Raw genomic sequence first — 23,210 nt, forward strand, 5'->3', positions numbered from 1 at the left:
CGACATCACCTTCGACGGCCGCCTGTCGGCAGCCCGCCAGTAACCCCAACTACCCCAGTTACACCGCTCGTTTGACAGACCCGGTCGGCGCTGCTGGGCACTCGAAGGGACCGGCAGCTACGGCGCTGGCCTCGCCGCCTTCCTCGAAGACGCTGGTGAACGCGTCGTCGAGGTCTGCCGCCCCAAACGGCCTCCGGTCCGTGGAGGCCGCAAGACGGACATGCTCGACGCCATCCGCGCGGCGCGGGAGGCCCTGGCCACCGAGCACCTCATCCAGCCCCGAAGCCGCGGGGAACGCGAGGCGATGCGCGTGCTGCCGGCCACAGGCAGGGCGCCGTGCACGCCTCCACCGCAGCCATCAACCAGCTCAAGGCGCTGATCGCCTCCGCGCCGGATGACCTCCGTGCCGAACTGCGTCGCCTCAGCCGACCGCAGCAGGTCACACGCTGTGCCGGTCTCCGCGACCGGCACGCGCTGTCCGCCGAGCACCGCATGACCATCCGCGCCCTGCGTTCTACCGCCCAGCGCATCCGGCACCTCCAGGCCGAGGCCCGCGAGCTGGAGAGCGAGCTCCTGCAACTCGTCCGCCAGCAGGCCCCCGAACTCTTGGAGTTGCTCGGCGTCGGGCCGATCACCGCAGCCCAGATCCTGGTCAGCTGGTCGCATCCGGGCCGGTTCCGTTCCGAGGCCGCCTTCGCCTCCTTCGCTGGCGTCGCGCCGATCCCGGCCTCGTCGGGCCCGACTAACAAGCACCGGCTGAACCGGGGCGGTACCGCCAGCTGAACCGGGCCATGCACACGATCACCCTGATCAGGATGCGGCTCGATCCTGCCACGAAGACGTACGTCGCCCGTCGCATCGGCGAGGGCAAGAGCTCCCGCTACGCCCGGCGATGCCTCAAGCGCAACATCTGCCGCCAGATCTTCAAGATCCTCGAACGAAGGAACCATCGGGACGTGGAAGAGCTTCCTCAAGCGGCTTGACACGACATAGCAGCCTCGGGGGGTGCCGGACCATTCCCGCGTCTGCGGGACGACTGTTGCGGTGCTGGCGCCCCCGCTCGGGCTGCATCCGGCGGCCGGGCGGGAGCGGTGTCCGGTGGCGGCGGTAGACGTCCATTCGTTGGTTCCTGCCCCGCTCTCCTGGCGGCGAACCGCTCCACCATCCTGGACGAGTACACGCCCGTCAGGCCCGGTTGCGGCCTGGTCAGCTCACGCAGTCCCGGGAGAGGCGCTGCTCACCTACACCTCGGAGGAACACGGAGGCAGGCTGCTGACCACGTGCGGCAACCGACGCGCGGCCGTCTGCCCTTCCTGCGCTCGCGTGTACCGAGCGGACACCTACCAGCTCATTCGTGCCGGACTGGTCGGCGGCAAGGAGATCACGGCAGAGATCGGCGAGCACCCTCGGGTATTCGCCACCCTCACCGCTCCTGGCTTCGGCCCGGTCCACACGCGCCGTGAGCGGGACGGCAAAGTGACCGCCTGCCGTCCACGGAAGGCGTCCGAACACTGCCTGCACGGCTGCCTGTCGCTTGCCACCTCCGGCACGCGGAGGGTGAACCTCGCCTCGGCGAACCGCTGTGCGTGCGCTGCTACGACTACCCGGGGCTGCCCTGTGGCAAGCGCACGCCGGAGAGCTGTGGCATCGCTTCGCCCTGGAGCTGCGCCGTGAGCTCGCTCGACGCATCGGCCTGTCGCGTACGGAGCTCAACGGGATAGTCCGGCTCTCGTACGTCAAGGTTGCCGAGTACCAGCGACGGGGCCTGATCCACTTCCACGCGGTGATCCGCCTCGACGGTCCCGACGGACCCGGACCACCCCCGCCCGGCTGGGCTTCTACGATCCCAAGCGCCACAAGGAACTTGTACTGCTCCGCCGCAGCGGTGAACAGCAAGTCGAAGTTGCTCGTACTTACTGCCGGACACTGCTGTACACGCGGGAAAGGGCGGCAAGTGGGCACAGAAGTGGATCTTCACGCCGCGCTTCCACATCAGCAACCATCCCCATCCGTACGGGGGCGTGGGCGGTACACCGGCTGAACACGTTCAAGGGATGGACCAGCCACGGCGACAGGAACTGGGACGTCGGCCTCGTGACCGTGTACCCGCTGCACGGCAAGAAGCTGGTCAACCAGGTGGGCGGCAACGGCATCGAATGGAACTACCCGCGCACGATCAAGGTGAACGCCTTCGGGTACCCCGTGGACCCCTCGGTCGGCTTCCCGACGACGCAGTGGACCTGCGAGGGGACCACACAGGACAACCACGGCCGCAAGACGCTGCCCCAGTGCGACCTCAAGACGGGCAGCAGCGGCGGCCCCTGGCTGACCGGGTACAGCCCCAGGACCAAGCTCGGCTACGCCGACACCGTCACCTCCACGGCGGACAAGGACCACGTGGGCGTGACCGGGCCCTACTTCGGCAACGGGGTCCGGGACCTGTACAACAAGGTCGGGGACGACACTTGACCTTGTACGGACGCGGAACGCCTTCGGGCGCAACGGAGTCCAAGCAGCGTAACCGCGTTTCGAACGCCGTACGGCGAAGCTCGACGAATCACATGACCGCCGGTGCGGGGATTTGGCAGGGAAGGATCCCGCACCTCCCATGAGAGCGAGGACCACATGCGCAAACCTCTCACCCTGATCGGCTTAGGGGTCGTGACCATGCTCATCGCAGGCTCTGCCGGATACGCGTCCGCACAGGACGGCTCGCACAGCCCGTCCTCGGGCAGCGGTCCGCAGACTGCTGTGAGCCATACCGTCCCGGACTTCGACCCCGGCTACTGGACGCCGCAACGGATGCAGCACGCCGAGCCCGCGCCCATGCCGGTCGACGACTAGGGCAACCGCGCACCGCAAGCCGGTCACCCATTGCAGGGGCAGACGGTGAACGGCGCAAGGTGATCTGTGCACGTGCAGCCCTGACCGGGCGCATCGTGGACCAAAAAGGGGGGAGGCCTCTACACGGGGGCCTCGCCTCCCTTTCGCTCAGGGCTCAGCGCAGGCGGCCGAGGTGGATGACGCTCACGCGTACCTGCTGGTCGCTGATCTCGTACATCACGCGATTACCTGCCGACATGGATACGCAGCAGGCCGGCGCTGCCGAACGCGCCGTCGGGCCTTGGATCGTCCGCGAGGCGGTCCACTGCGGCGAGCACCTGCCGCACGCCCTGCGGGTCGTCCTTGGCGAACCGCTCCGCCTGAGCGAGGGCCTCGGGCTCCCGGACGACCTCGCAGCTCACGCCTCGCCCTCACCGAACACGCGGCTGTACGCCTCGTCGTGCGGGACTCCGGCGTCCTCGCCGCGGGCCTGGCGGGCGCGGTACGCGGCCAGGGCGCGCAGCTCCTGCAGCTCCAGGGCGTCGGCGGGGCTGACCAGTATCGCGACGGTCTGGCCGTGGTCGGTGATGGCGACCGGTTTACGAGTGACGCTGATCTCACGCGCGATGGCGCCCAGCCGGGCGCGGGCTTCCACGATGGAATAGGTCGTCTCCGTCATGCACACCACCTTACAGAAGTGTGCACGTCCGGGGGCGAACGTGAGGCCCGGAATTGTGTGCCTCGCAGCGATAGACCCGGTGCGGCATTTCGCGTCCTACCGCGGGCAGCGGCACTTCCCCGGCTTCTACAGCGCTTCTGCAAACCCCTCGCAGCCCAGACACCCGATTGATCAGCCTTCGGACACCCGACAAGCTCGCTGCCACTTCCACCTTGGGCTCACCGCCCGCGAGCCTAAGGCGTCCAGGACTGCCGTCTTGCCGGGCGCCGAGATCCACTGGAGATTCCCTCAACACGGAGCCGGAACGGCACCATGCGACCATGCCGATATGACATCTGGTCGGATCATCTTCCTCAATGGCACCTCCAGTTCAGGGAAGTCGAGCATCGCCCGGGAGCTACTAGACATCCTGGACGACGGCGTCTTCTTCCACCTGGCAGTCGACAGCTTCAACGCGATGCGCAGCAAGCGGGAGCTAGGGACGGAGGAGCTCGACGCAGCGCTGCGGCGGACCAGAAGGGGCTTCCACCGCTCGATTGCGGCCATGGCCGAGGTGGGCAACGACATCGTGGTCGACCATGTGCTGAGCGAGCCGTGGCGACTGCTCGACTGCCTGACGGTGCTGCCACCCGAGGACGTACTGTTTGTCGGCGTCCACTGCCCGCTGGACGAGCTGGCCCGCCGCGAGCTGGTCCGGGGCGACCGCCGGCCGGGCCTCGCGGCCCACCAACACGACCTGGTCCACGCCCACGGCGACTACGACCTGGAGTGCGACACCAGCACGGCAAGCCCACGCGAATGCGCACAGCGCATCAAGGAGCTCCTCCCGCACTGCCCCAACCCCACTGCCTTCACCCGCCTCCGCCGACGCCACCTGACGGACAGCCAAGAACCGCCGACGGCGAAGCACAGCCTCTTCGGCTAGGGCCAAACGCGCTCATACCACGCTGGACTTCCACAGACGCCAGGTACAGTGAGAATCCCGAGGTATGACAGTCTCACCCCAACCGGCAAACCCGCAGCTCAGTGCAAGAACCACAGTCAACTTCACTCCGGCAGGACAGCCGGTCGGAGCGTTCACCCTTTGGGGTGAGGGGTTCCGGCTCGTTCCGTGCGTTGAGGTTCCGCTGACACCCTTGGCTGCATGGGCCCTCGCCCGTGGGCTGGGGGTGCGCGATGGACAGTGTCGCTGCGCCGGTGAACGGCCGTCGGAAGCGTGGTCCTCCGGAGGAGTACCAGGACTGGGGCAAAACCTGGAGCCGACCCTCCCCCGGCGAGCACACACGGTGACACCAAGTTCTGTCTCCATCGAAGAATGCACGACCTGCGGACGTCCGAGCACATGAGCCAGGTGGCTGCGGTCAGCTCTCCCAGACCTCTGAATCAGCCGCAGCCATCCGGATCAGGGGAACGCCTTCGAGCTCGGAAGCACCGATGCCCAGCTCGCTTCGAAGATCGCGCCGTAAAGCGATGAGCAGCCCGTCCACGCTGGCGTTTCCCTCGCGAGCCAGCGAGTCTCACACCGATGCCGCGAGCTCGATGTGCTCAGGAGTCCCCAGCAGGAGGACATCAGCCATGGCCTGCTCAAAGGCGTAAGCGCGCTCAGGAGAAAACCTCCGGGAACATGTCCAGCAGTGTCGGCTCCCTCACCCGGCAGTCAGGAACCGCTGCTGAGCAGATGACGGGTCCGGTGGCCGTAGCGTACGCGCCGTCGAAGACGTTCCTGAACGCCGTCACCCTCCAGTACGCCCGGGAGCTGAGCGGCACGAACATCCTGATCAATGCCGGCTGCCCCGGCTATGTCGCGACCGACCTCAACGGCTTCCGCGGCGTGCGTACCCCCGAACAGGGCGCAGCGATCGCCATCAAACTGGCGACCCTGCCGGACGACGGCCCGACCGGCAGGTTCTTCCAAGACGCTGGCGTAGTCCCCTGGTGATGTGCACGGCGGTCATCAGCCGCCGGGTGAGGCGGCTTCGCCCGCGCGTCTCGAACCGGTATATCGACGCGGGTTCCAACATGAATGGCAATTCACCGCAGGTTGCAAGCAGTGTGACTATGTGGTTCCAACTGTCAGCGTCGCGTGAAAGGTGGACCATTGTCGACGCTTGAAAGTTGACCCCCTCCAGGCGGCTGGCTCGTTGAGTCAGTCCGGGAGGAGTGGTGATCAGCGTGGAGGACTGGGCGGAGATCCGTCGGCTTCATCGGGCCGAGCAGATGCCGGTGCGGGCAATCGCGAGGAAGCTGGGGATTGCCAGGAACACCGTCCGCAGAGCCATCGCGGACGACGCCCCGCCGAAGTATCAGCGGGCGCCGAAGGGTTCGATCGTGGATGCTGTCGAGCCGCAGATCCGCGAACTGCTCGGACAGTGGCCGCAGATGCCGGCGACGGTGATTGCGGAACGGATCGGCTGGACCCGTGGCCTTACCGTCCTCAAGAACCGGGTCCGTGAGCTGCGTCCGGCCTACCAGCCGGTCGACCCGGTCTCGAGGACGGTCTATGAACCGGGCGAGCTGGCCCAGTGCGACCTGTGGTTCCCACCGGCTCAGGTCCCGCTCGGCTTCGGGCAGGTGAGCCATCCGCCGGTCCTTGTGATGGTGGCAGGCTACTCGCGATGGATCACCGCGCGGATGCTGCCGTCACGTTCGGCGGCCGACCTGATCGCCGGGCACTGGCGACTGCTGACCGAACTCGGCGCCGTCCCCAGGACACTGGTCTGGGACAACGAGGGAGCCGTGGGCTCCTGGCGCTGCGGTGGTCCGCGCCTGACCGAGGAGTTCGCGGCGTTCGCCGGGCTGCTGGGCATCAAGTTCGTGCTCTGCAGGCCCCGGGATCCCGAAGCCAAAGGCCTGGTCGAGCGAGCGAACGGCTATCTGGAGACGTCGTTCCTGCCGGGACGGGTGTTCAACTCGCCGGCGGACTTCAACGTCCAACTGGCCGACTGGCTCGCCAAGGCCAACCGGCGCATTCACCGCACGTTGCAGGCCCGTCCGGCCGACCGGATCGACGCCGACAGGTCCGGGATGCTCTCGCTGCCTCCCATCGCCCCGCCCGGCTGGTGGAAGGCATCGCTCAGGCTGCCGCGGGACCACTATGTCCGCCTGGACACCTGCGACTACTCCGTCCACCCGCTCGCCATCGGCCGACGCGTCGAGGTGGCCGCGGACCTGGAACAGGTCCTGGTGACCTGCGACGGAGTCGAGGTCGCCCGCCATGCCCGCAGCTGGGCCAGACACCAGACGATCACCGATCCCGACCATGCCGCCGCTGCCGCCGCCGGCCGCAGGACGGCCGGCACCAAGCAGGTCACCCCGGACCTTACCGAGGTCGAGGAGCGGTCGCTCGACTCCTACGACCGCATCTTCGGCGTCATCGACGGCGGACTGACCACCGGTGAAGGGGCGGCGTGATGAGCCCGAACAGCACCAAGCAGGCCGGCGGCAAGCGCGACGTCTCCTCCGAGCTGATCTATCTGACCAAGGCTTTGAAGGCTCCGGCTCTGCGGGATGCGGCCTCCCGGCTGGCCGAGCGGGCCCGTTCTGAGGATTGGAGCCACGAGGAGTATCTGGCCGCCTGCCTGCAGCGTGAGGTCGCCGCACGTGATGCGCACGGCGCCGAAGGCCGCATCAGGGCGGCCCGCTTCCCCTCACGCAAGTCGCTCGAGGACTTCGACTTCGACCACCAGCGGTCGGTCAAGCGGGAGGTCGTCTCCCATCTCGGCACGCTCGACTTCGTCGCCGGGAAGGAGAACGTGATCTTCCTCGGGCCGCCCGGAACCGGCAAGACCCACCTGGCCACCGGGCTCGGGATCCGGGCATGCCAGGCCGGGCACCGCGTCGCCTTCGCCACTGCCGCCCAGTGGGTCACCCGCCTGGCCGAGGCCCACGGGAACGGAAAGCTGTCCGACGAGCTCACCCGGCTCGGGCGCATCCCGCTGATCGTGGTCGACGAGGTCGGATACATCCCGTTCGAACCCGAGGCCGCGAACCTGTTCTTCCAGTTCATCTCGGGCCGATACGAACGCGCGTCCGTGATCGTCACGAGCAACAAGCCCTTCGGACGCTGGGGCGAGGTCTTCGGCGACGACACGGTCGCCGCGGCCATGATCGACCGCCTCGTCCACCACGCCGAAGTCATCAGCCTCAAGGGCGACAGCTACCGGATGCGGGGCCGCGACCTCGGACGGGTTCCAGCAGCCAACACTGGGGAATGACCAACATCAACTGACCGACTGGGGGTCACTTTTCAACCGCCGGAACCGGGTCACCCTTCACGCGTCGCCGACATCCAACAAGCGTGACCTGCGGGGTCCGAATCGCAAGGTCACCACACCCTCATGGTTCCAACTACCGCGTCCCGTCACACATCATGCTCAGATGGCCCACGACATAGTGTTCTTCCTCGCCGCCGACGACGAGACCGCTGCTGCGACGCGCCTGGGGGCAGTGACCCACTCCGGCCACGCCCACCCAAGGAGCTGCTCAACCGGACGTGGTCCAGCGGCCTGCAAGCTCTTCCAGCTCGGCGGAACTGGCGTTCCAAACCCTGGCTGCAACAGGCCTTCGATGCCGACGGTGCGCAGGTCGCGGTACCACAAGTCGAAGCGGCCTGTGGCCGTGTCGAAGGCGACCAGCTCTCCGTCCAGTGTCGAGTAGGCGGGTGCTCGACGCGGCCCTGTGTATCCGGCTACACCAACGGCAGGAGCGCCAGCGCCTCTTTCGCGTTGTGCTCGGCGATCCCCTGCATGAACGCCCGGTCGGGGAAGTCACCGTCGAGGAGACGCAGCGGACCGGCTACCAGCGACAGACGCATCGCGAGCATATAGAGGTCGAGCCGCTGCGGATCGAGACCGGGCCGTGCCAGTGCGGGGTACCACTCCCCGAAGCGGAGCTGGAGGAAGACGTACTCCCACTCGACGTCGAAGTACATCAGGCCCTCGATGTCGATCAGGACAGGGTGACCTTCGGCGTCGACCAGGACGTGGTCGGGTCCGAGTTCACCGTGGATCAGTCCGTATTGCGCGCGAGGGCTCACCCGATCAGCCAGTTCCTGCAGACGGTCGCACAATGCCGTGCCGGCTGCCGCGATCCTGCCGTCACGCCCCGCCGCCTCCTCAAGGTCCCGCATGGCGCGGTCGAGGACCCGTCGCTCGCACGAGATCTCGGATGCGGAGCCGCCCCGCTCCAACAGGTCCACCCTGCCGTAGTGCTGGGCCTGGTGCCGGTGCATCACCTCAAGCATCTCAGCGAGGTCGCCCAGGGCTCCCGCGGCGCGCGTGGGATCGGTTTCGAAGAGTGCTTCGAGCGTGCCGCCGGAGGCATCCTCGACCACGGCCACGTCCGCCGGATACTGGCGACGGCTGTCATCCGCCAGAAGCACCTGCGGAACCCGCACCCCGAGGCTGTTCAAGCTCCGCTGCGCGGCGAGGAACGGGACCAGCCCGGAGGCGGGCGCGAACGGGTCAGTCGGGTCGGCTTCGTGCGCGCCTGGCCAGAAGTTCTCAGCTTCGGCCCAGCTGTAGACGATCACACTCGCCGGGTGGCTTCCATCGAGGCGGACCCGGTACACCCCTTTCTTGCTTCCCCCGCGCAACCGGTCCACCGCGACAACGTGGCATCCCGCTCCCAGTGCGTCACCCACGAGCCCCGACAGGTCTTCGATGTCCGCGAATTGCCGCATCCGCAGAACCTACTGAAGAGGCCGCCGCGCGTTCCACTGGATACCTCCTCCGCAGCCTCCGACTGCCGACGAATGGGCGACGCCCGGGAGACCCTCCAAGAGACCGTCGCTCAGGGCCCGCAGCACGAGCCTGGCCACATGCACCCAGCACGACATTGACGACTGGCTGTCCACCGACATCTGGGTCCGCTACCTCGCCCGGACCTTCCTGGTCTGGTCAGTACGGAACCGCCACGCTCACCGTGTCCTGATCCCGATCCCGCCCAAGGACCCCTCGACGGCCGTCATTGAGCAAGATCAACGATGGGCCCACGTCCGCCGACTCGTGAAGGGAGACGGGGTCGAGACCGCCACCCGCGTCGCGGGTCTTCTTCTCTTGCTGTTCGCCCAGCCGCTGAGTCGGACCTCCCGGATCCGGCTCGACCAGGTCTCCCGCGCGGAGCACGGGGTTGCGCTCATGCTCGGGTCTCACCCGACTGACCTGCCGCCCCCGCTGGACTCCCTAGTGTTGGAGCTCGTCCAGCAGCGGCACGGCTACGCCGTCCTCGGACGCAGTGACGATCACCCCTGGCTCTTCCCGGGCACGGCCGGCGGACAGCCGATCAGCAGCCGACAGCTCATGCGCAAGCTCACCGCCCTGGGCATCAAGGCACGGCCCGCCCGCAACACCACACTCATGGAGCTCTCCTGGGAACTCCCCGCCGTCGTCCTCAGCCGCCTGCTGGGACTTCACATCAGCCGCGCCGAGAGGTGGACCAAGGAGGCCGGATCAACCCGAGCTGACTACGCCGCCGAGATTTCCCGCCGCGGCACTGCCGCCCCGATTTAGGAGGGGGATGGGCCGATTCGTATTCTCCATGACGCCGCCGCACGCCAAGACCCGGTCGCAGCAAGGCCGCACGCCCGTGGTCCGGATCCGCGGCCGCTCCCATAGACGGATATCCATCGCCGCACTGACCTGCCACAAGCCCGGCCACAGATCCCGGCTGATCTACCGGCCGCGCCGGGACGACGGACGCAAGAGCTTCTCCTGGCGCGACTACCGGGACCTACTGATCGCCGCCCATCAGCAGCTCGGCGGGCCGATCGTACTGATTTCGGACAATTTCAACGTTCAAAAGGCAGCCGGTTGCGGGAGTTCGCCGCGTCACGCGACTGGCTGACCATCAACCCCTGACCGCAGACGACACCATGAGTTCAATCTCAGATAGCCGCGTTATCTGTCGGTACGTCGAAACTCACGTCGCGACTGACGCGACTTCTCTTTGTATAGACGGGAGAATGACTCGCCCTCCACGCTCGTCCAAGTCAGGTCGACTCGCGCCCGGCGCTCCTCCTCGTAATTCTGCTTGGCCACAGAGAAGTCGACTTCCTCCTGCTTGTCTACTTGCCGGATATCCAATCCTCCGCAGACAACGGGTACGGCATGGCAGAGGGGATCGCCTGAGCGGAAGTGAATTACTTGCCCTTCACCTGGTCGCCGAAATACTACAAACATTGGCCGAGGGTACCACCATGTTTCGAGCAATCCCGAAACATGCAATTCCTTAACAGGTGAATCTGGATGGCCGAGTGTATAAAGCCCGATTGGTGCTTCGGTCGCAAACGTGTAACCCGTCAGCACACCAAAATAGCCAGGCGCGAATTGATGCACGATGTCGCCCGGCGGCTTGGGTCCCACTCGGTCTGACATTTCTACCGTCATCTCGCCGCTTGGGCCCCCAGTGACGGTAGCGGTGAAGGAATATGGAAATGGCACTGTGATTGCCGGTGGAATTAGCCTCCAGCCATGGGCGGCAATGCATGGGCAAGGCCGGAGGGCGGGCAAGAGCCGCCAGCTTGCGATCGACGCCGTTAATAGTCGGACGCATCCGGCTGGGTGCCGGAAACCATGGCTCGGTAGACGTGTATTTGATGATCACTTCTTGGTTCCCATGGCCAGCGTTTGGACCGTATTGAAATTAGAAAATGAACCCAAGTGTCGATTGAAGATCGACGAAACTGTGGGGCGTAGAGAATTCCCGTACCCGTGTACCATTGCAATGCCGTTTGAGCGAACACGAGGCAGCCATGCCGTCAAGTCTGCCGACAGCGTGTCATAGGAATGTGAGGCATCAACGTATAGCAAGTCGACCTCGGGCACTTCGTCCGTTACGTCGCTACTGCAAGAGTCCTTGACTAGCAACTGTACGAGTTCGGTAACGCCTGCCCGGCCCAGTTGTTCTTCAATTCTGGGAAGCTCGCTGGGCAACTTCCGTGTAGGGTCGACGGCCTCTAGTTGCTGGCGATGCCACTCCTGATCGCAAATGAATGTGAGCTTCGCGTCCGAGTGGGAAGCCTGTAGGCCCAGAGCGATCGCAGAAGCGGTGCCTCCACGTCGCCCTCCAATCAGCAAAGCCGACGATGTGCCGACGAGCGAACGTGCAGCCACATAAGCGGACAGGTCCTCGAGTTCCAGCGCGGTAGTCTCGCCCGGAGCCACACGAGTCCGCAAGTTGTGGACTTCATCCGGCGTAATCGTGCAGGGTTCGCCGGATCGGGCCCACGTGGTTGGCAGTACCAATCCAACGTCGAGCAGGTTCCGCATAAGGCCAAGCGTGAACCTCGGGTCGATCTGGCTTTGGAGCGAAACGACGCCGCACGTTCCAATGCCAGCCAGAATCGCCATGGCAGAGTCGCTGATCCTCAGTACGGCGGTAGCCGGTGCATCAGCACGCAGGTACAAAAGCCAGTCCGCATCGAGCCGGCGAGCGCGAAGGTCACGGCTCAGCAGAACCGAAGCATCAGGGACCAAGAGCGGCGTCAGCGCGGAGTCAAACGACTCTGGATTCGGGCCTTGTTCACAAACTGGCCGTGTGATCGCCGAAGTCATTGCGTGTGGCGGTACGACGTAATGAAAGCGGCCTTCTCGTTGGGGAACACCATCGCGACGATGCAGATCGGCTGCGTCGGGATAGCCGATGCTTCAGAGTTCAGGATGCTTACCTGGACACTGTAGTCGTCCGCATCAACACCGCGTTCCTTGAGTGCCGGGACTGATCCTGGATAAACTTTAGCGCTTCTCCAGCACGCATCTCCCCCCAGTACATTGACCACGGCTCATCTTGAATCTGTTGCACGTGATCGTCGATTCTGACGAAATCAGTGAAGATTGCGGGGTTTTCGGACGCCATCACCACTCCCGATTGTCACATCGTGTAGGACTGCGCACCGTGCACAGTTGAGTACATCTTTATCGGATTTCGACGATGAAGGTTCGCAATATCGCTCCAATGCTCTATGCGTTTCCATGTAATTCACTCAGTTGGCCCAAGCAGCCTTGTCCCGTAACTGCCGGTCACGGGTGAGACGAGCTCGGCGTGTGTCTGCTGTGTTCAAGGCGTCGGAGCCGTACTGGATATCCCCGGTCACCGGGCTGAGCCCGCGTGAGTTCGGCAAGCCAATCCCGGTGATGATGGCGGCCGCGAGCTCGGGGGTGTCCCGGAGCACGTCACACGTTCCGTGCTCCACCTGCAAGCATCCCTCGGGGATACCGCACGGACCAGGAGCCATCTGCCCCTACGACGCCACGAGTCCAGTCTCAGTAGCAGGCGCCTCTCCTTGGACATCGGCGCCCTGCACGCGGCCCACGCTGGCCGAACGTGATGATCGGCGTTTGGTTTTCAGTGGGTTCGGCGTTGGGTTTCAGTGGCTGGGTGCTGGTGAGTGGTGCTGCTCGGGTGGGTGGTGGGGCGGGTTTGTGCTGAAGGCTGCTGCCGGGTTGGCACTGAAAGGTGACGCCGATTGCCGCTGAAGGATGGGCGCCGAGTGTTATGGCGTGGGCGCGGGGGTTGAAACCCGGGCGGGCGGGGGTTCCGTCGTTGGTGTGAGGTCGTGCGGCGTGTCGGGTTGAACCGAGTGCTGGGGGGACAGCTTCGCCTGGTCCGAATGCGGCAGCCGCTGCTGCCCTTGGTGGCCGGGGGAGGGCCATGAGGCCGGTGGGGGAATCGTCTGGCTGCTCGTCGCCGGTTCCGTATCAGGCAGGGTTGACCGCGGTGGTGGGCCGTCAGGGTGCGGTTGCCCGGCTGATGGCCCTGGACGGCCGTGGTGAGTTGGCCACCGCTCATGTGCGTCTGGTCGCGGTCGCGTTGGGGATCACGGAGCGGACGGTGTGGAACTGGGTGTCCGCGGCGCGCAGTGAGGGCCGGTTTCAGGCACGTGTCCGCGGCGGGTTCACCGCCACCGCGGAGGTACGACGGCTGCTGGCGCTGTGGGGCGGCAATGTCGCTGCGGTCCACCGTCAACTCGCCGAGCGAGCCGGCGAGGAACCGGCCGCCAGGGACGGGCTGATCGAATAGTGCCTGGATCAGGTCCATCGAGTGGGGGGCCTGTGCGTGGCCGCGCACCCGCATGCGCCCTATCCGTCGGGCGACTTCATGTTCCTCTTCCCGGGGCTTCGACGTGGTGGTGGTCTGGAACGGACTGTGGACTTCGGACCGACCCTGGAACGCTGACAACGAGACCGCCCTGGCGCAGTGGAGGCGGAGCCTCGCAGCGGACATCCACACGGGCTCGTGGCGGCCGGCGATGGGCAACAGCGACACCCACTTGGGGGGGCAGATCGGCATCCCTCACACCGTGGTCTTCGCCAAGGAACTGAGCACCGAGGCGGTCCTGGCCGGAATCCGTGCTGGCCGCAGCTGGATCTCCGAGTCGGCGGACATGGACGTGTCGTTCACCGCCAATGCCGATGGTCGCGCCGCCGGGGTGGGAGAAGAGCTCACAACTCATGGTGGGCAGGTCGAAGTGCAGGTGGCAGTAGAGGTGTGCCGGTGGGGACCGTCGGCTTCCACACCGATCAAGGGAAGGTTCACCGGGCGTCTCTCCCCGGCGACGGGGCAGGTGTAGTGCAGTGGGACACGACGGCGGAGGACCCGGGGTTCGTCCGCATCGAGGTCCGCCATCCCAACGGGCACGTCGCCGCACTCACCAATCCGATCATCCTCACCTGACCGCTCGTTTCACCGTACGGTGCGCAGGCGACGGAGGCAGATGAGGCTGCAGGCCAGTTCGAGCAGGCCCTGATGGAGGTTGGCGCGTCCTTCGTAGCGGATCCGGAGCCGTTGAACTGGTGCAGCCAAGCGAAGGCCCGCTCCACCACCCAACGGACCTTGCCAAGCCCCCAGCCGTGGGCCACGCCACGTCGGGCGATCATCGGTTTGATGCCGCACTTCCACAGCAGGCGGCGGTACTTGTTCGAAGTCGTCGCCCCGGTCGGCATACAGGTGCCGCGGCTTGCGGCGAGGCCGTCCTCGCAGCCCCCGGATCGGCGGGACCGCGTCGAGCAGCGGCAGGAGCTGGGTGGCGTCGTGGCGGTTGCCGCCGGTGAGGGTGACGGCGAGCGGGGTTCCGTGCCGGTCGACTATCAGGAGGTGCTTGGAACGGGACGGGCGCGGTCGACCGGCGAGGGGCCGATGTGATCCCCCCTTTGGGAGCCCGGACATGCGAGCCGTCAACAGCGCAGTGGTCAAGGTCCAGCAGGTCGGTGCGGCGCAGCTCGGTCAGCAAGGCTGCGTGCAGGCGCGGCCAGACGCCGGCCTCGGCAGCCGCGGAGAGGAGGTCAGCGGCAGGGCTGATCTCGGATCACATAGCCGCTCAACGCCGAAAATGGAGTCGGACAGCACTGTGCCAGCAGGGCAGACGTGCCTGATACGCACTATGAACGACGTGAGCAGGCCGAAGCCGCCCGTGGGCAGGTTCACGCCTTTTCCGGGGACGGCGCCCGCCGCTCCATCGCCTGCTGGTACAGCCGGCCCGCGCGGTACGAGGAGCGGACCAGCGGACCCGACATCACGCCGGAGTAGCCGATCTCCTCGGCCTCCTCCTTCAGCTCCACGAACTCGTGCGGCTTCACCCAGCGCTCGACGGGGTGGTGCCGCGTCGAGGGCCGCAGGTACTGGGTGATGGTGATGAGCTCGCAGCCGGCGTCGTACAGTTCCTGCAGCGCCTGGCTGACCTCCGCGCGCTCTTCGCCCATGCCCAGGATCAGATTCGACTTGGTCACGAGCCCCGCCTCGTGGGCGCGCGTGATCACTTCGAGGGAGCGCTCGTAGCGGAAGCCGGGGCGGATCCGCTTGAAGATCCGCGGCACGGTCTCGACGTTGTGGGCGAGCACCTCGGGGCGGGCGGAGAAGACCTCGGCCAGTTGCTCGGGCACGGCGTTGAAGTCGGGGATGAGGAGCTCGACCTTGGTGCGGCCCTCCGCGCGCTCCGAGGTCATCGCGTGGATCTGGCGCACGGTCTCCGCGTACAGCCAGGCGCCGCCGTCCTCCAGGTCGTCGCGCGCGACGCCGGTGATGGTGGCGTAGTTCAGGTCCATCGTGACGATCGACTCGCCGACCCGGCGGGGCTCGTCACGGTCAAGCTCCTGCGGCTTGCCGGTGTCGATCTGGCAGAAGTCGCAGCGTCGGGTGCACTGGTCGCCGCCGATGAGGAAGGTCGCCTCGCGGTCTTCCCAGCATTCGTAGATGTTCGGACAGCCGGCCTCGTGGCACACGGTGTGCAGGCCCTCGCCCTTCACGAGCGCCTGCATCTTCGTGTACTCGGGGCCCATCTTCGCCCGGGTCTTGATCCACTCGGGCTTGCGCTCGATGGGGGTCTGGCTGTTCCGGACCTCCAGGCGCAGCATCCTGCGTCCGTCGGGTGCGATGCGTGACGGCTCCACTGGTGTCTGGGGCGGCGGCATGACTCCTCCTGGTTCCTTGTCCGTTGCGGGGGTGCCGGGCGGGTTCTTCCGGCAGGGGTACAGCGGGTGCTTCGCGGCCGGGGCGGACACCCGGGCGCTCAGCGCCTCGGTGTCGTACGCGGGCTTCAGCGCCTCGGCGATGATGTCGGCGGCCTCCCGGAGGTCCTCCTCCTGGAAGCCGCGGGTGGCCAGCGCCGGGGTGCCGATCCGCAGCCCCGAGGTGGCCATCGGCGGCCGCGGATCGTTCGGGATGGGCGTTGCGGTTGACCGTGAAGCCCACCTCGTGGCGCCGGTCCTCGGCCTGCTGGCCGTCCAGCTCGGAGTTGCGCAGGTCGACCGGGACCAGGTGCACGTCCGTGCCGCCCGACAGGACCGAGACGCCGTGCTCGGTCACATCGGCCTGGACCAGACGCTCGGCGAGGATCCGCGCGCCGTCCAGCGTGCGCTGCTGGCGCTCCTTGAAGTCGTCGGAGGCCGCGACCTTGAAGGAGACCGCCTTCGCCGCGATCACATGCTCCAGCGGACCGCCCTGCCGCCCCGGGAAGACCGCCGAGTTGATCTTCTTGGCGAGCTCCTGCGTCGACAGGATGACATCGCCGCGCGGACGGCCGAGGGTCTTGTGCGTGGTCGTGGTCACGACATGGGCGTGCGGTAGGGGGTTGGGGTGCAGACCGGCGGCGACGAGACCCGCGAAGTGGGCCATGTCGACCATCAGGTGCGCGCCGACCTCGTCCGCGATCCGGCGGAAGGCCGTGAAGTCCAGCTGACGCGGGTACGCGGACCAGCCGGTGACGATCAGCTTCGGACGGGACTCCTTGGCGAGCCGCTCGACCTCGGCCATGTCGACCTGGCCGGTCTCGCTGTCCACGTGGTACGCGACCACGGTGTACACCTTGCCGGAGAAGTTGATCTTCGTGCCATGGGTCGGATGACCGCCGTGGGCGAGGTTCAGGCCCATGATCGTGTCGCCGGGGGAGAGCAGGGCGAACATGGCGGCGGCGTTGGCCTGCGCGCCGGAGTGCGGTTGGACGTTGGCGTGCTCGGCGCCGAAGAGGGCCGCGGTCGATGGCGATCTGCTCGACGACATCGACGTGCTCGCAGCCGCCGTAGTAGCGGCGGCCCGGTAGCCCGCCGGGTACTTGTTGGTGAGGACGGAGCCCTGTGCCTCCATGACCGCAACCGGAGCGAAGTTCTCCGACGCGATCATTTCCAGGGTCGACTGCCGGCGGTGGAGCTCGGCGTCGACAGCGGCGGCGACGTCGGGGTCGAGTTCATGGAGAGGCGTGTTCGGAACAGACATCTCCGATTCCCTCGGGGTCAGTTGCCGGAGGGGGTGAGCTGGGCGTACTCCTCCGCGGAGAGCAGGTCCTTCGGCTCCTGTGTGACACGCACCTTGAATAGCCAGCCGCCCTCGAACGGTGCGGAGTTCACCAGCGACGGGTCGTCCACGACGTCCTGGTTCGCCTCGACGACCTCGCCGCTGACCGGCGAGTACAGGTCGCTGACGGACTTGGTCGACTCCAGCTCGCCGCAAGTCTCGCCCGCGGTCACCGTGTCGCCCACCTCGGGCAGCTGGGCGTAGACGACTTCACCGAGCGCGTTGGCCGCGAACTTGGTGATGCCGACCGTCGCGACGCCTTCGGCGGCGTCCGACACCCACTCGTGCTCCTTGCTGTAACGCAGCTGCTGGAGGTCGCTCATGACCGATTCTCCTGGATGCGGGGGAGTGCCGATGAACGGGAGGGGTGGTGCTTATGATCACTTCTGGCGCTTGTAGAACGGCAGCGCGACGACCTCGTACGCCTCATGCGTACCGCGGATGTCGACGCCGACACCCCCGCTGCCCGGGGCGGCGTGCGCCGCGTCCACGTACGCCATCGCGATCGGCCTGCCCAGCGTCGGAGACGGGGCGCCCGAGGTGACCTCGCCGATGACCCGGCCGCCCGCGACGACCGGGAAGCCGGCGCGCGGAACCCTGCGGCCCTCGGCGATCAGGCCCACGAGCTTGCGCGGCGGGTTCGTGGCGGCGCGCTCGGCGGCTGCCTCCAGGGCGGCGCCGCCGACGAAGTCGCCCTCCTTCTCGAACCTCACGACCCGGCCCAGTCCCGCGTCGAACGGAGTGAGCGAGGTGGTCAGCTCGTGCCCGTACAGCGGCATGCCCGCTTCCAGGCGCAGAGTGTCGCGGCAGGACAGACCGGCCGGGACCAGACCGGCGCTCTCGCCGGCCTTGGTCAGCGCCTGCCACAGTTCCACGGCGTGCTCGGGCGATACGAACAGCTCGAAGCCGTCCTCGCCGGTGTAGCCGGTGCGCGCGATGAGCGCGGCCACGCCCGCGACGGTGCCGGGCAGCCCGGCGTAGTACTTCAGACCGTCCAGATCGGCGTCCGTGAGGGACGCAAGGATGCCGAGGGACTCGGGGCCCTGCACGGCGAGGAGCGCGTACGCGTCCCGGTCGTCGCGGACCTCGGTGTCGAAGCCGGCGGCGCGCTCGGTCAGCGCGTCGAGGACGACCTGGGCGTTGGAGGCGTTGGCGACGACCATGTACTCGGTCTCGCCCAGGCGGTAGACGATCAGGTCGTCCACGATCCCGCCGTCCTCCTGGCAGATGTGCGTGTAGCGCGCGCGGCCGACGCCGACGGTGGAGATGTTGCCGACCAGCGCGTGGTCCAGGGCCTTGACGGCCTCCGGACCCGTGACGGTGATCTCGCCCATGTGGGAGAGGTCGAAGAGGCCGGCCTTGGTGCGTACGGCGTTGTGCTCGTCGCGCTCACTGCCGTACCGCAGCGGCATGTCCCAGCCCGCGAAGTCGGTCATGGTCGCGCCCAGCGAACGATGCACGGCATCGAGGGCGGTGAGACGGGGGGCGGGGAGAAGTGACATCTCTGTCCTGTCGTGGTCGTGGTCTCGGTCAGCCGGCGAATGCGATGTACTCGTCGGCGCAGAGCAGGTCGCCCGGCTCCTCGGCGATATGGACCTTGAAAAGCCAGCCGGTTCCGTAGGGATCGGTGTTGACGGCACCGGGGTCCTCGGCGATCGCCTCGTTCAGTGCCACGATCTCGCCCGAGACGGGGGCGACCAGATCGCTGACGGACTTGGTCGACTCGATCTCCCCGCACTGCTGCCCGGCCTCCACGCGGTCGCCGACCTGGGGGAGCTGGATGTAGATGACATCGCCGAGTGCGTCGGCGGCGTGCTGGGTGATGCCGACGGTGGCGAGGCCGTCTTCGGCTGCCAGCCATTCGTGGTCTTTGGAGTACTTGAGGTTCTGCGGGATGCTCATAGCGTTCCCTTTCGCGGAGGGTAGTTGGGTGCCTGCCGGGTGGGTCATCCGGCGTATGTGTCGATGGGCGGGCATGAGCAGACAAGAGCCCGGTCGCCGCTCGCGCCGTCGATTCGCCGCACCGGCGGCCAGTACTTGTCCAGGCGGAGCCGGTCGTGGGGGTAAGCCGCGACGGCCCGGGAGTACGGGTAGGGCCAGTCCCCGGCCAGCATCTGCGCGGTGTGGGGGGCGTTTCGCAGCGGGTTGTCGGACCGGTTGCTGGTGCCCTGGGCAATCGCGTCGATCTCGCCTCTGATGGCGGTCATCGCCTCGCAGAAGCGGTCGATCTCGGTGAGGTCTTCCGATTCTGTCGGCTCGATCATGAGCGTTCCCGCCACGGGGAAGGACATCGTGGGGGCGTGGAACCCGTAGTCGACGAGCCGTTTGGCGACGTCGTCGACTGTGACACCGGTCTGCCGGGTCAGTGGCCGCAGGTCCAGGATGCACTCGTGCGCCACCAGACCGCCGGCGCCGGTGTACAGGATCGGGAAGTGCGGTGCGAGACGGGCGGCGAGATAGTTGGCGGACAGGACGGCGACCTGTGTCGCCCGGGTCAGGCCTGCGGCACCCATCAGGCGGACGTAGGCCCATGCGATGGGCAGGATGCCGGCCGATCCCCAGGGTGCGGCCGAGACGGGACCTCCACCGCCTGCCGGACCTGCCTCGGGGACCAACGGGTGGGTGGGGAGATGGGGCGCCAGGTGGGCTCGTACGGCGACTGGTCCGACGCCCGGGCCGCCGCCGCCGTGCGGGATGCAGAATGTCTTGTGCAGGTTGAGGTGCGAGACGTCGGCCCCGAACCTGCCGGGCCGGGCCAGGCCGACCAGTGCGTTGAGGTTCGCGCCGTCCAGGTAGACCTGGCCTCCGGCGTCGTGCACCAGGGCACAGATGTCGCGGATGCCCTCTTCGTAGACGCCGTGGGTCGACGGGTAGGTCACCATGATCGCGGCGAGGGTGTCCCGGTGCGTGTTCACCTTGGAGTGCAGGTCGGCCAGGTCGACGTTGCCGTCGTCGGCGCAGGCGACGACGACGACGCGCATGCCGGCCATGGCGGCGGAAGCCGCATTTGTGCCGTGGGCGCTGGAGGGAATGAGGCACACGGTGCGCTGCGGTTGGCCGGCGGCCCGGTGGTGGGCCCGGATCGCGAGGAGACCGGCCAGCTCGCCCTGGGATCCGGCGTTGGGCTGCAGGGAGATCGCGTCGTACCCGGTGATCGAGAGGAGGTACGTCTCCAGGGATTTGATGATGTGGAGGTAGCCCTCGGCCTGGTCCAGCGGCGCGAAGGGGTGGATGCGCGAGAACTCGGGCCAGGTGATGGCCTCCATCTCGGAGGTCGCGTTGAGCTTCATGGTGCAGGAGCCGAGCGGGATCATCGTCCGGTCCAGCGCCAGGTCGCGGTCCGCGAGCCGGCGCAGGTACCTCAGCATCGCGGTCTCGGAACGGTACCGGTGGAAGACCGGATGGCTGAGGAAGCCGCTGCTGCGAAGCAGCGTACGGGGGAGCGCGTCGGGGGCGTTCCGGCCGATCTCCTCCTCGTCAGGTGCGGGGCAGCCGAAGGCCTCCCAGACAGCGGCCAGATGTTCGAGTTCGGTGATCTCGTCGCAGCTGACAGCCACGTGATCGCCGTCGACGAGCCGCAGGTTGATGCCCCGGTCGCGAGCCGCGGCCACCACGGAGACCGCCCGCCCGGGGACCCGGGCGAGGACCGTGTCGAAGAATTCCTGGTGCACCAGATCGATGCCGCCGGCGCGCAGACCCGCGGCCAGCACCACGGCGTGGCGGTGGACACGCGTGGCGATCGCACGCAGTCCCTCCGGTCCGTGATGGACCGCATACATGCCCGCCATCACAGCAAGCAGGACCTGGGCCGTGCAGATGTTGCTCGTGGCCTTCTCGCGGCGGATGTGCTGCTCGCGGGTCTGCAGGGCGAGGCGATAGGCGGGCTGCCCGTCCGCATCATGGGAGACACCCACGATGCGGCCCGGAAGCAGACGCTCCAGCCCTTCTCTCACCGCGATGTAGCCGGCGTGCGGCCCGCCGAAGCCCATGGGCACACCGAACCGCTGCGCGGAGCCGACCACGATGTCCGCGCCGATCTCACCGGGCGGACGGAGCAGGGTAAGGGCAAGCAGGTCGGCTGCCACTGTCACCAGCGCTCCCCGGGCCCGGGCCTCGGCGACGAGCGCCCGGTCGTCGCGCACCTGCCCGCTCGTCCCCGGGTACTGCAGTAGCACACCGCAGAAGTCTCCGTCGGGTAGGCCGCCGGCCAGGTCGGCGACGACGACCTCGACACCCAGCGGTTCCGCACGGGTGCAGAGCACTGCTACCGACTGCGGTAGGCAGTCCTGATCGACGAGGAAAGCGGTGCGGCCCCGGGCTGCCCGCACCGAAATGGCCATGGCCTCAGCAGCAGCAGTCGCCTCGTCCAACAGCGAGGCGTTGGCGGTAGGCAGACCGGTCAGGTCGGCCACCATGGTCTGAAAGTTCAGGACCGCTTCGAGCCTGCCCTGGGAGATCTCCGGCTGGTACGGCGTGTAGGCCGTGTACCACGCAGGGTTCTCCAGCACATTGCGGACGATCACAGGCGGCGTGAAGGTGTCGTGGTAGCCGAGTCCGATCATGGAGATCATCAGACGGTTGCGGGCCGCCAGCTCTTTCAGCTCCGCCAGCAAGTCCGGCTCGGAGGCCGCCGCGGGCAGGTCCAGGGGCCGACTGCTGCGGATGCCGGCCGGGACGGCCGCCGCGACGAGGGCGTCCAGGTCCTGGTATCCCAGATGGGCCAGCATCTTCTGCTGATCATCGGGAGACGGGCCGATGTGCCGTGAAGTGAAGGGCTGTACGTCGGAGTGGGCCAGAGGGCGAGTGTGGTGCACGGAGGTTCCGTTCGTTGGTGCCGACGGCGGCGTCGGCGAGCGATCGGTGGCTCTCCCGCTCTGTCCTTGGGCCTGAGAGTTTCACCGCACCTGCTAGGGGCGCGGGTTTCCCCGTCGGCGAGGCGCCGAGGGCGCCTGCTTTCCAGAGTGCGCCTTACCCGGGCGGTACCGGTGCCTGAGAGTGTCCGGAGAGTGGTTGCTCCTTCGGCGCCCCTGCCGTCGGCGGTCCAGGGGGCTCTCCCACTCGGGTTCGAATGGCGCGATGTTCAGTTGTGTTGTCGCGTCCGCCCTGACCGGGCGCCCTGCCGGGGGCTGCATGTCCCCCCGCAGGGCCCGCGCGGCCTAAACGGGTGTCACATAGGCGCCGCTGATACCGCCGTCGACAAGGAAGGTGCTGGCCGTGATGAACGAGGAGTCGTCACTGGCCAGGAAGGCCACGGCAGCGGCGAGTTCGTCCGGCTCGGCGAACCGGCCCAGGGGAACGTGGACCAGGCGCCGGGCGGCACGCTCGGGGTCCTTGGCGAACAGCTCCTGCAGGAGAGGGGTGTTCACCGGGCCCGGGCACAGGGCGTTCACCCGGATGCCCTCGCGGCCGAACTGGACGCCCAGCTCCCGTGACATCGACAGCACGCCGCCCTTGGAGGCGCTGTAGGAGATCTGCGAGGTGGCTGCTCCCATCACGGCGACGAACGAGGCCGTGTTGATGATCGATCCCCGGCCCTGGCGCTGCATGTGCGGGATGGCGTACTTGCAGCACAGGTACACGCTGGTGAGGTTCACCTCCTGCACCCTGCGCCAGGCGTCGATGCCGGTGGTCAGGATGGAGTCGTCGTCCGGGGGCGAGATGCCGGCGTTGTTGAAGGCGATGTCCACGCTCCCGTACTCGGCGACCGCCGTGTCGTACATGGCGCGCACCGCGTCCTCGTCGGTGACGTCGGCCTGGACGAACAGTCCGCCGACCTCGGCGGCGGCGTTCTTTCCGGAGACATCGTCGAGGTCCACGCACACCACCCTGGCCCCTTCCGAGGCAAGGCGACGGGCGCTGGCGAGGCCGATGCCGCTGCCGGCTCCGGTGATGACGGCGACGCGGCCGTCCAGTCGGTTGGTCATGG

Annotated in this window: 24 protein-coding genes, 5 pseudogenes and 2 riboswitches; of the genes and pseudogenes, 14 read left to right on the top strand and 15 right to left on the bottom strand. The window is 67.3% G+C overall.

The window, feature by feature from the left end:
* Window positions 1–336: 336 nt before the first annotated feature.
* From IEY86_RS37125 to IEY86_RS32865, 6 genes are all read left to right on the top strand, one after another.
* The gene (locus IEY86_RS37125) at window positions 337–783 is read left to right on the top strand and encodes a transposase (protein WP_229698978.1); all 447 of its coding nucleotides are present in this window, start codon (window positions 337–339) and stop codon (window positions 781–783) included.
* Between the two features lie 8 nt (window positions 784–791).
* Window positions 792–983 carry a hypothetical protein gene (locus IEY86_RS37130; protein WP_229698979.1) on the top strand — a complete coding sequence of 64 codons (192 nt, stop codon included), beginning with the start codon at window positions 792–794 and terminating at the stop codon, window positions 981–983.
* Window positions 984–1,098: 115 nt separating this feature from the next.
* A complete protein-coding gene (locus tag IEY86_RS37135) occupies window positions 1,099–1,674 on the top strand; it encodes a replication initiator (protein ID WP_373287125.1) in 576 nt (191 codons plus the stop codon).
* Entirely contained in the window at window positions 1,583–2,041 is a 459-nt protein-coding gene (locus IEY86_RS38335) for a replication initiator (protein ID WP_373287126.1), read from the top strand. Before IEY86_RS37135 ends, IEY86_RS38335 begins: the two co-directional genes overlap by 92 nt.
* A gap of 53 nt (window positions 2,042–2,094) precedes the next feature.
* Window positions 2,095–2,469 carry a trypsin-like serine peptidase gene (locus IEY86_RS32860; RefSeq protein ID WP_189135565.1) on the top strand — a complete coding sequence of 125 codons (375 nt, stop codon included), beginning with the start codon at window positions 2,095–2,097 and terminating at the stop codon, window positions 2,467–2,469.
* Window positions 2,470–2,625: 156 nt separating this feature from the next.
* Window positions 2,626–2,844 (top strand): hypothetical protein, encoded by a 219-nt coding sequence (locus IEY86_RS32865; RefSeq protein WP_189135566.1) that lies wholly within the window; start codon window positions 2,626–2,628, stop codon window positions 2,842–2,844.
* A 224-nt stretch (window positions 2,845–3,068) separates the two neighbouring features.
* On the opposite strand, the gene IEY86_RS32870 is transcribed toward IEY86_RS32865, so the two are convergent.
* Window positions 3,069–3,245, bottom strand: a complete 177-nt coding sequence (locus IEY86_RS32870) for a hypothetical protein (RefSeq protein WP_308425196.1) — start codon at window positions 3,243–3,245, stop codon at window positions 3,069–3,071.
* Window positions 3,242–3,502: a type II toxin-antitoxin system Phd/YefM family antitoxin gene (locus IEY86_RS32875; protein ID WP_189135567.1), complete on the bottom strand. Its 261-nt coding sequence runs from the start codon at window positions 3,500–3,502 to the stop codon at window positions 3,242–3,244. The genes IEY86_RS32870 and IEY86_RS32875 overlap by 4 nt, the downstream gene beginning before the upstream one ends.
* A 328-nt stretch (window positions 3,503–3,830) precedes the next feature.
* On the opposite strand from IEY86_RS32875, the gene IEY86_RS32880 reads away from it, so the two are divergent.
* Window positions 3,831–4,427 (top strand): chloramphenicol phosphotransferase CPT family protein, encoded by a 597-nt coding sequence (locus tag IEY86_RS32880; RefSeq protein ID WP_189135568.1) that lies wholly within the window; start codon window positions 3,831–3,833, stop codon window positions 4,425–4,427.
* A 436-nt stretch (window positions 4,428–4,863) separates the two neighbouring features.
* On the opposite strand, the gene IEY86_RS37725 is transcribed toward IEY86_RS32880, so the two are convergent.
* Entirely contained in the window at window positions 4,864–4,989 is a 126-nt protein-coding gene (locus tag IEY86_RS37725; protein ID WP_265806051.1) for a hypothetical protein, read from the bottom strand.
* Window positions 4,990–5,123: 134 nt separating this feature from the next.
* Here IEY86_RS37725 and IEY86_RS32885 point away from each other — a divergent pair.
* From IEY86_RS32885 to istB, 3 genes and pseudogenes are all read left to right on the top strand, one after another.
* Window positions 5,124–5,441, top strand: a pseudogene (locus IEY86_RS32885) (SDR family NAD(P)-dependent oxidoreductase); the annotation flags it as partial.
* A gap of 224 nt (window positions 5,442–5,665) precedes the next feature.
* A complete protein-coding gene (gene istA, locus IEY86_RS32890) occupies window positions 5,666–6,913 on the top strand; it encodes an IS21 family transposase (protein WP_189135569.1) in 1,248 nt (415 codons plus the stop codon).
* Window positions 6,913–7,716 (top strand): IS21-like element helper ATPase IstB, encoded by an 804-nt coding sequence (gene istB / locus IEY86_RS32895; RefSeq protein WP_189135570.1) that lies wholly within the window; start codon window positions 6,913–6,915, stop codon window positions 7,714–7,716. The genes istA and istB overlap by 1 nt, the downstream gene beginning before the upstream one ends.
* Before the next feature lie 473 nt (window positions 7,717–8,189).
* Here the strand turns inward: istB and IEY86_RS32900 are convergent, their stop codons facing one another.
* The gene (locus IEY86_RS32900; protein ID WP_189135571.1) at window positions 8,190–9,182 is read right to left on the bottom strand and encodes an aminoglycoside phosphotransferase family protein; all 993 of its coding nucleotides are present in this window, start codon (window positions 9,180–9,182) and stop codon (window positions 8,190–8,192) included.
* A gap of 325 nt (window positions 9,183–9,507) precedes the next feature.
* Between IEY86_RS32900 and IEY86_RS32905 the strand changes: the two genes are divergently transcribed.
* Together IEY86_RS32905 and IEY86_RS32910 are read left to right on the top strand one after the other, a co-directional pair.
* On the top strand, window positions 9,508–10,011 hold the full coding sequence (locus IEY86_RS32905) for a hypothetical protein (protein WP_189135572.1): 504 nt from the start codon (window positions 9,508–9,510) through the stop codon (window positions 10,009–10,011).
* Between the two features lie 22 nt (window positions 10,012–10,033).
* Window positions 10,034–10,350: pseudogene (locus IEY86_RS32910) on the top strand (IS630 family transposase); the annotation flags it as partial.
* Between the two features lie 48 nt (window positions 10,351–10,398).
* On the opposite strand, the gene IEY86_RS38340 reads toward IEY86_RS32910, so the two are convergent.
* Together IEY86_RS38340 and IEY86_RS32915 are read right to left on the bottom strand one after the other, a co-directional pair.
* Window positions 10,399–11,010: a DUF6065 family protein gene (locus IEY86_RS38340; protein ID WP_373287127.1), complete on the bottom strand. Its 612-nt coding sequence runs from the start codon at window positions 11,008–11,010 to the stop codon at window positions 10,399–10,401.
* Between the two features lie 90 nt (window positions 11,011–11,100).
* Window positions 11,101–12,054 carry a class I SAM-dependent methyltransferase gene (locus IEY86_RS32915; protein WP_189135573.1) on the bottom strand — a complete coding sequence of 318 codons (954 nt, stop codon included), beginning with the start codon at window positions 12,052–12,054 and terminating at the stop codon, window positions 11,101–11,103.
* Between the two features lie 1,153 nt (window positions 12,055–13,207).
* Between IEY86_RS32915 and IEY86_RS32920 the strand changes: the two genes are divergently transcribed.
* The gene (locus IEY86_RS32920) at window positions 13,208–13,519 is read left to right on the top strand and encodes a hypothetical protein (protein WP_189135574.1); all 312 of its coding nucleotides are present in this window, start codon (window positions 13,208–13,210) and stop codon (window positions 13,517–13,519) included.
* Window positions 13,520–13,748: 229 nt separating this feature from the next.
* On the top strand, window positions 13,749–14,069 hold the full coding sequence (locus IEY86_RS32925; RefSeq protein WP_189135575.1) for a CehA/McbA family metallohydrolase domain-containing protein: 321 nt from the start codon (window positions 13,749–13,751) through the stop codon (window positions 14,067–14,069).
* A gap of 113 nt (window positions 14,070–14,182) precedes the next feature.
* Here IEY86_RS32925 and IEY86_RS32930 read toward each other — a convergent pair.
* From IEY86_RS32930 to IEY86_RS32965, 9 genes and pseudogenes are all read right to left on the bottom strand, one after another.
* Window positions 14,183–14,762, bottom strand: a pseudogene (locus tag IEY86_RS32930) (IS5 family transposase); the annotation flags it as partial.
* Window positions 14,763–14,919: 157 nt separating this feature from the next.
* On the bottom strand, window positions 14,920–15,906 hold the full coding sequence (gene lipA, locus IEY86_RS32935; RefSeq protein WP_189135586.1) for a lipoyl synthase: 987 nt from the start codon (window positions 15,904–15,906) through the stop codon (window positions 14,920–14,922).
* Window positions 15,907–16,089: 183 nt separating this feature from the next.
* A pseudogene (locus tag IEY86_RS38345) lies at window positions 16,090–16,134 on the bottom strand (hypothetical protein); the annotation flags it as partial.
* 70 nt (window positions 16,135–16,204) lie between these two features.
* A pseudogene (locus IEY86_RS32940) lies at window positions 16,205–17,206 on the bottom strand (serine hydroxymethyltransferase); the annotation flags it as partial.
* A gap of 17 nt (window positions 17,207–17,223) precedes the next feature.
* Window positions 17,224–17,607, bottom strand: coding sequence for a glycine cleavage system protein GcvH (gene gcvH, locus IEY86_RS32945; RefSeq protein WP_189135576.1), 384 nt, complete (start codon window positions 17,605–17,607; stop codon window positions 17,224–17,226).
* Window positions 17,608–17,664: 57 nt separating this feature from the next.
* Window positions 17,665–18,786 (bottom strand): glycine cleavage system aminomethyltransferase GcvT, encoded by a 1,122-nt coding sequence (gcvT, locus tag IEY86_RS32950; RefSeq protein ID WP_189135577.1) that lies wholly within the window; start codon window positions 18,784–18,786, stop codon window positions 17,665–17,667.
* 28 nt (window positions 18,787–18,814) lie between these two features.
* On the bottom strand, window positions 18,815–19,186 hold the full coding sequence (gene gcvH / locus IEY86_RS32955; protein ID WP_189135578.1) for a glycine cleavage system protein GcvH: 372 nt from the start codon (window positions 19,184–19,186) through the stop codon (window positions 18,815–18,817).
* Window positions 19,187–19,230: 44 nt separating this feature from the next.
* Window positions 19,231–22,098: an aminomethyl-transferring glycine dehydrogenase gene (gene gcvP, locus IEY86_RS32960; RefSeq protein ID WP_189135579.1), complete on the bottom strand. Its 2,868-nt coding sequence runs from the start codon at window positions 22,096–22,098 to the stop codon at window positions 19,231–19,233.
* Window positions 22,099–22,148: 50 nt separating this feature from the next.
* Window positions 22,149–22,250, bottom strand: a riboswitch (glycine riboswitch).
* Between the two features lies 1 nt (window position 22,251).
* A riboswitch (glycine riboswitch) is annotated at window positions 22,252–22,351 on the bottom strand.
* 89 nt (window positions 22,352–22,440) lie between these two features.
* The gene (locus tag IEY86_RS32965) at window positions 22,441–23,208 is read right to left on the bottom strand and encodes a 3-oxoacyl-ACP reductase (protein WP_189135580.1); all 768 of its coding nucleotides are present in this window, start codon (window positions 23,206–23,208) and stop codon (window positions 22,441–22,443) included.
* Window positions 23,209–23,210: the final 2 nt, after the last annotated feature.

This window comes from Wenjunlia tyrosinilytica (assembly GCF_014646055.1).
Classification (GTDB): domain Bacteria; phylum Actinomycetota; class Actinomycetes; order Streptomycetales; family Streptomycetaceae; genus Wenjunlia; species Wenjunlia tyrosinilytica.

Excerpts from the sequence above, each read along its gene's own strand:
- gcvH (WP_189135578.1), bottom strand. The coding sequence starts at position 19,186 with ATGAGCATCCCGCAGAACCTCAAGTACTCCAAAGACCACGAATGGCTG.
- IEY86_RS32915 (WP_189135573.1), bottom strand. The coding sequence starts at position 12,054 with ATGACTTCGGCGATCACACGGCCAGTTTGTGAACAAGGCCCGAATCCA.
- gcvH (WP_189135576.1), bottom strand. The coding sequence starts at position 17,607 with ATGAGCGACCTCCAGCAGCTGCGTTACAGCAAGGAGCACGAGTGGGTG.
- IEY86_RS32875 (WP_189135567.1), bottom strand. The coding sequence starts at position 3,502 with ATGACGGAGACGACCTATTCCATCGTGGAAGCCCGCGCCCGGCTGGGC.
- IEY86_RS32865 (WP_189135566.1), top strand. The coding sequence starts at position 2,626 with ATGCGCAAACCTCTCACCCTGATCGGCTTAGGGGTCGTGACCATGCTC.
- lipA (WP_189135586.1), bottom strand. The coding sequence starts at position 15,906 with ATGCCGCCGCCCCAGACACCAGTGGAGCCGTCACGCATCGCACCCGAC.
- IEY86_RS32925 (WP_189135575.1), top strand. The coding sequence starts at position 13,749 with ATGGGCAACAGCGACACCCACTTGGGGGGGCAGATCGGCATCCCTCAC.
- IEY86_RS32965 (WP_189135580.1), bottom strand. The coding sequence starts at position 23,208 with ATGACCAACCGACTGGACGGCCGCGTCGCCGTCATCACCGGAGCCGGC.
- istB (WP_189135570.1), top strand. The coding sequence starts at position 6,913 with ATGAGCCCGAACAGCACCAAGCAGGCCGGCGGCAAGCGCGACGTCTCC.
- IEY86_RS32900 (WP_189135571.1), bottom strand. The coding sequence starts at position 9,182 with ATGCGGCAATTCGCGGACATCGAAGACCTGTCGGGGCTCGTGGGTGAC.
- IEY86_RS37130 (WP_229698979.1), top strand. The coding sequence starts at position 792 with ATGCACACGATCACCCTGATCAGGATGCGGCTCGATCCTGCCACGAAG.
- IEY86_RS32880 (WP_189135568.1), top strand. The coding sequence starts at position 3,831 with ATGACATCTGGTCGGATCATCTTCCTCAATGGCACCTCCAGTTCAGGG.
- gcvT (WP_189135577.1), bottom strand. The coding sequence starts at position 18,786 with ATGTCACTTCTCCCCGCCCCCCGTCTCACCGCCCTCGATGCCGTGCAT.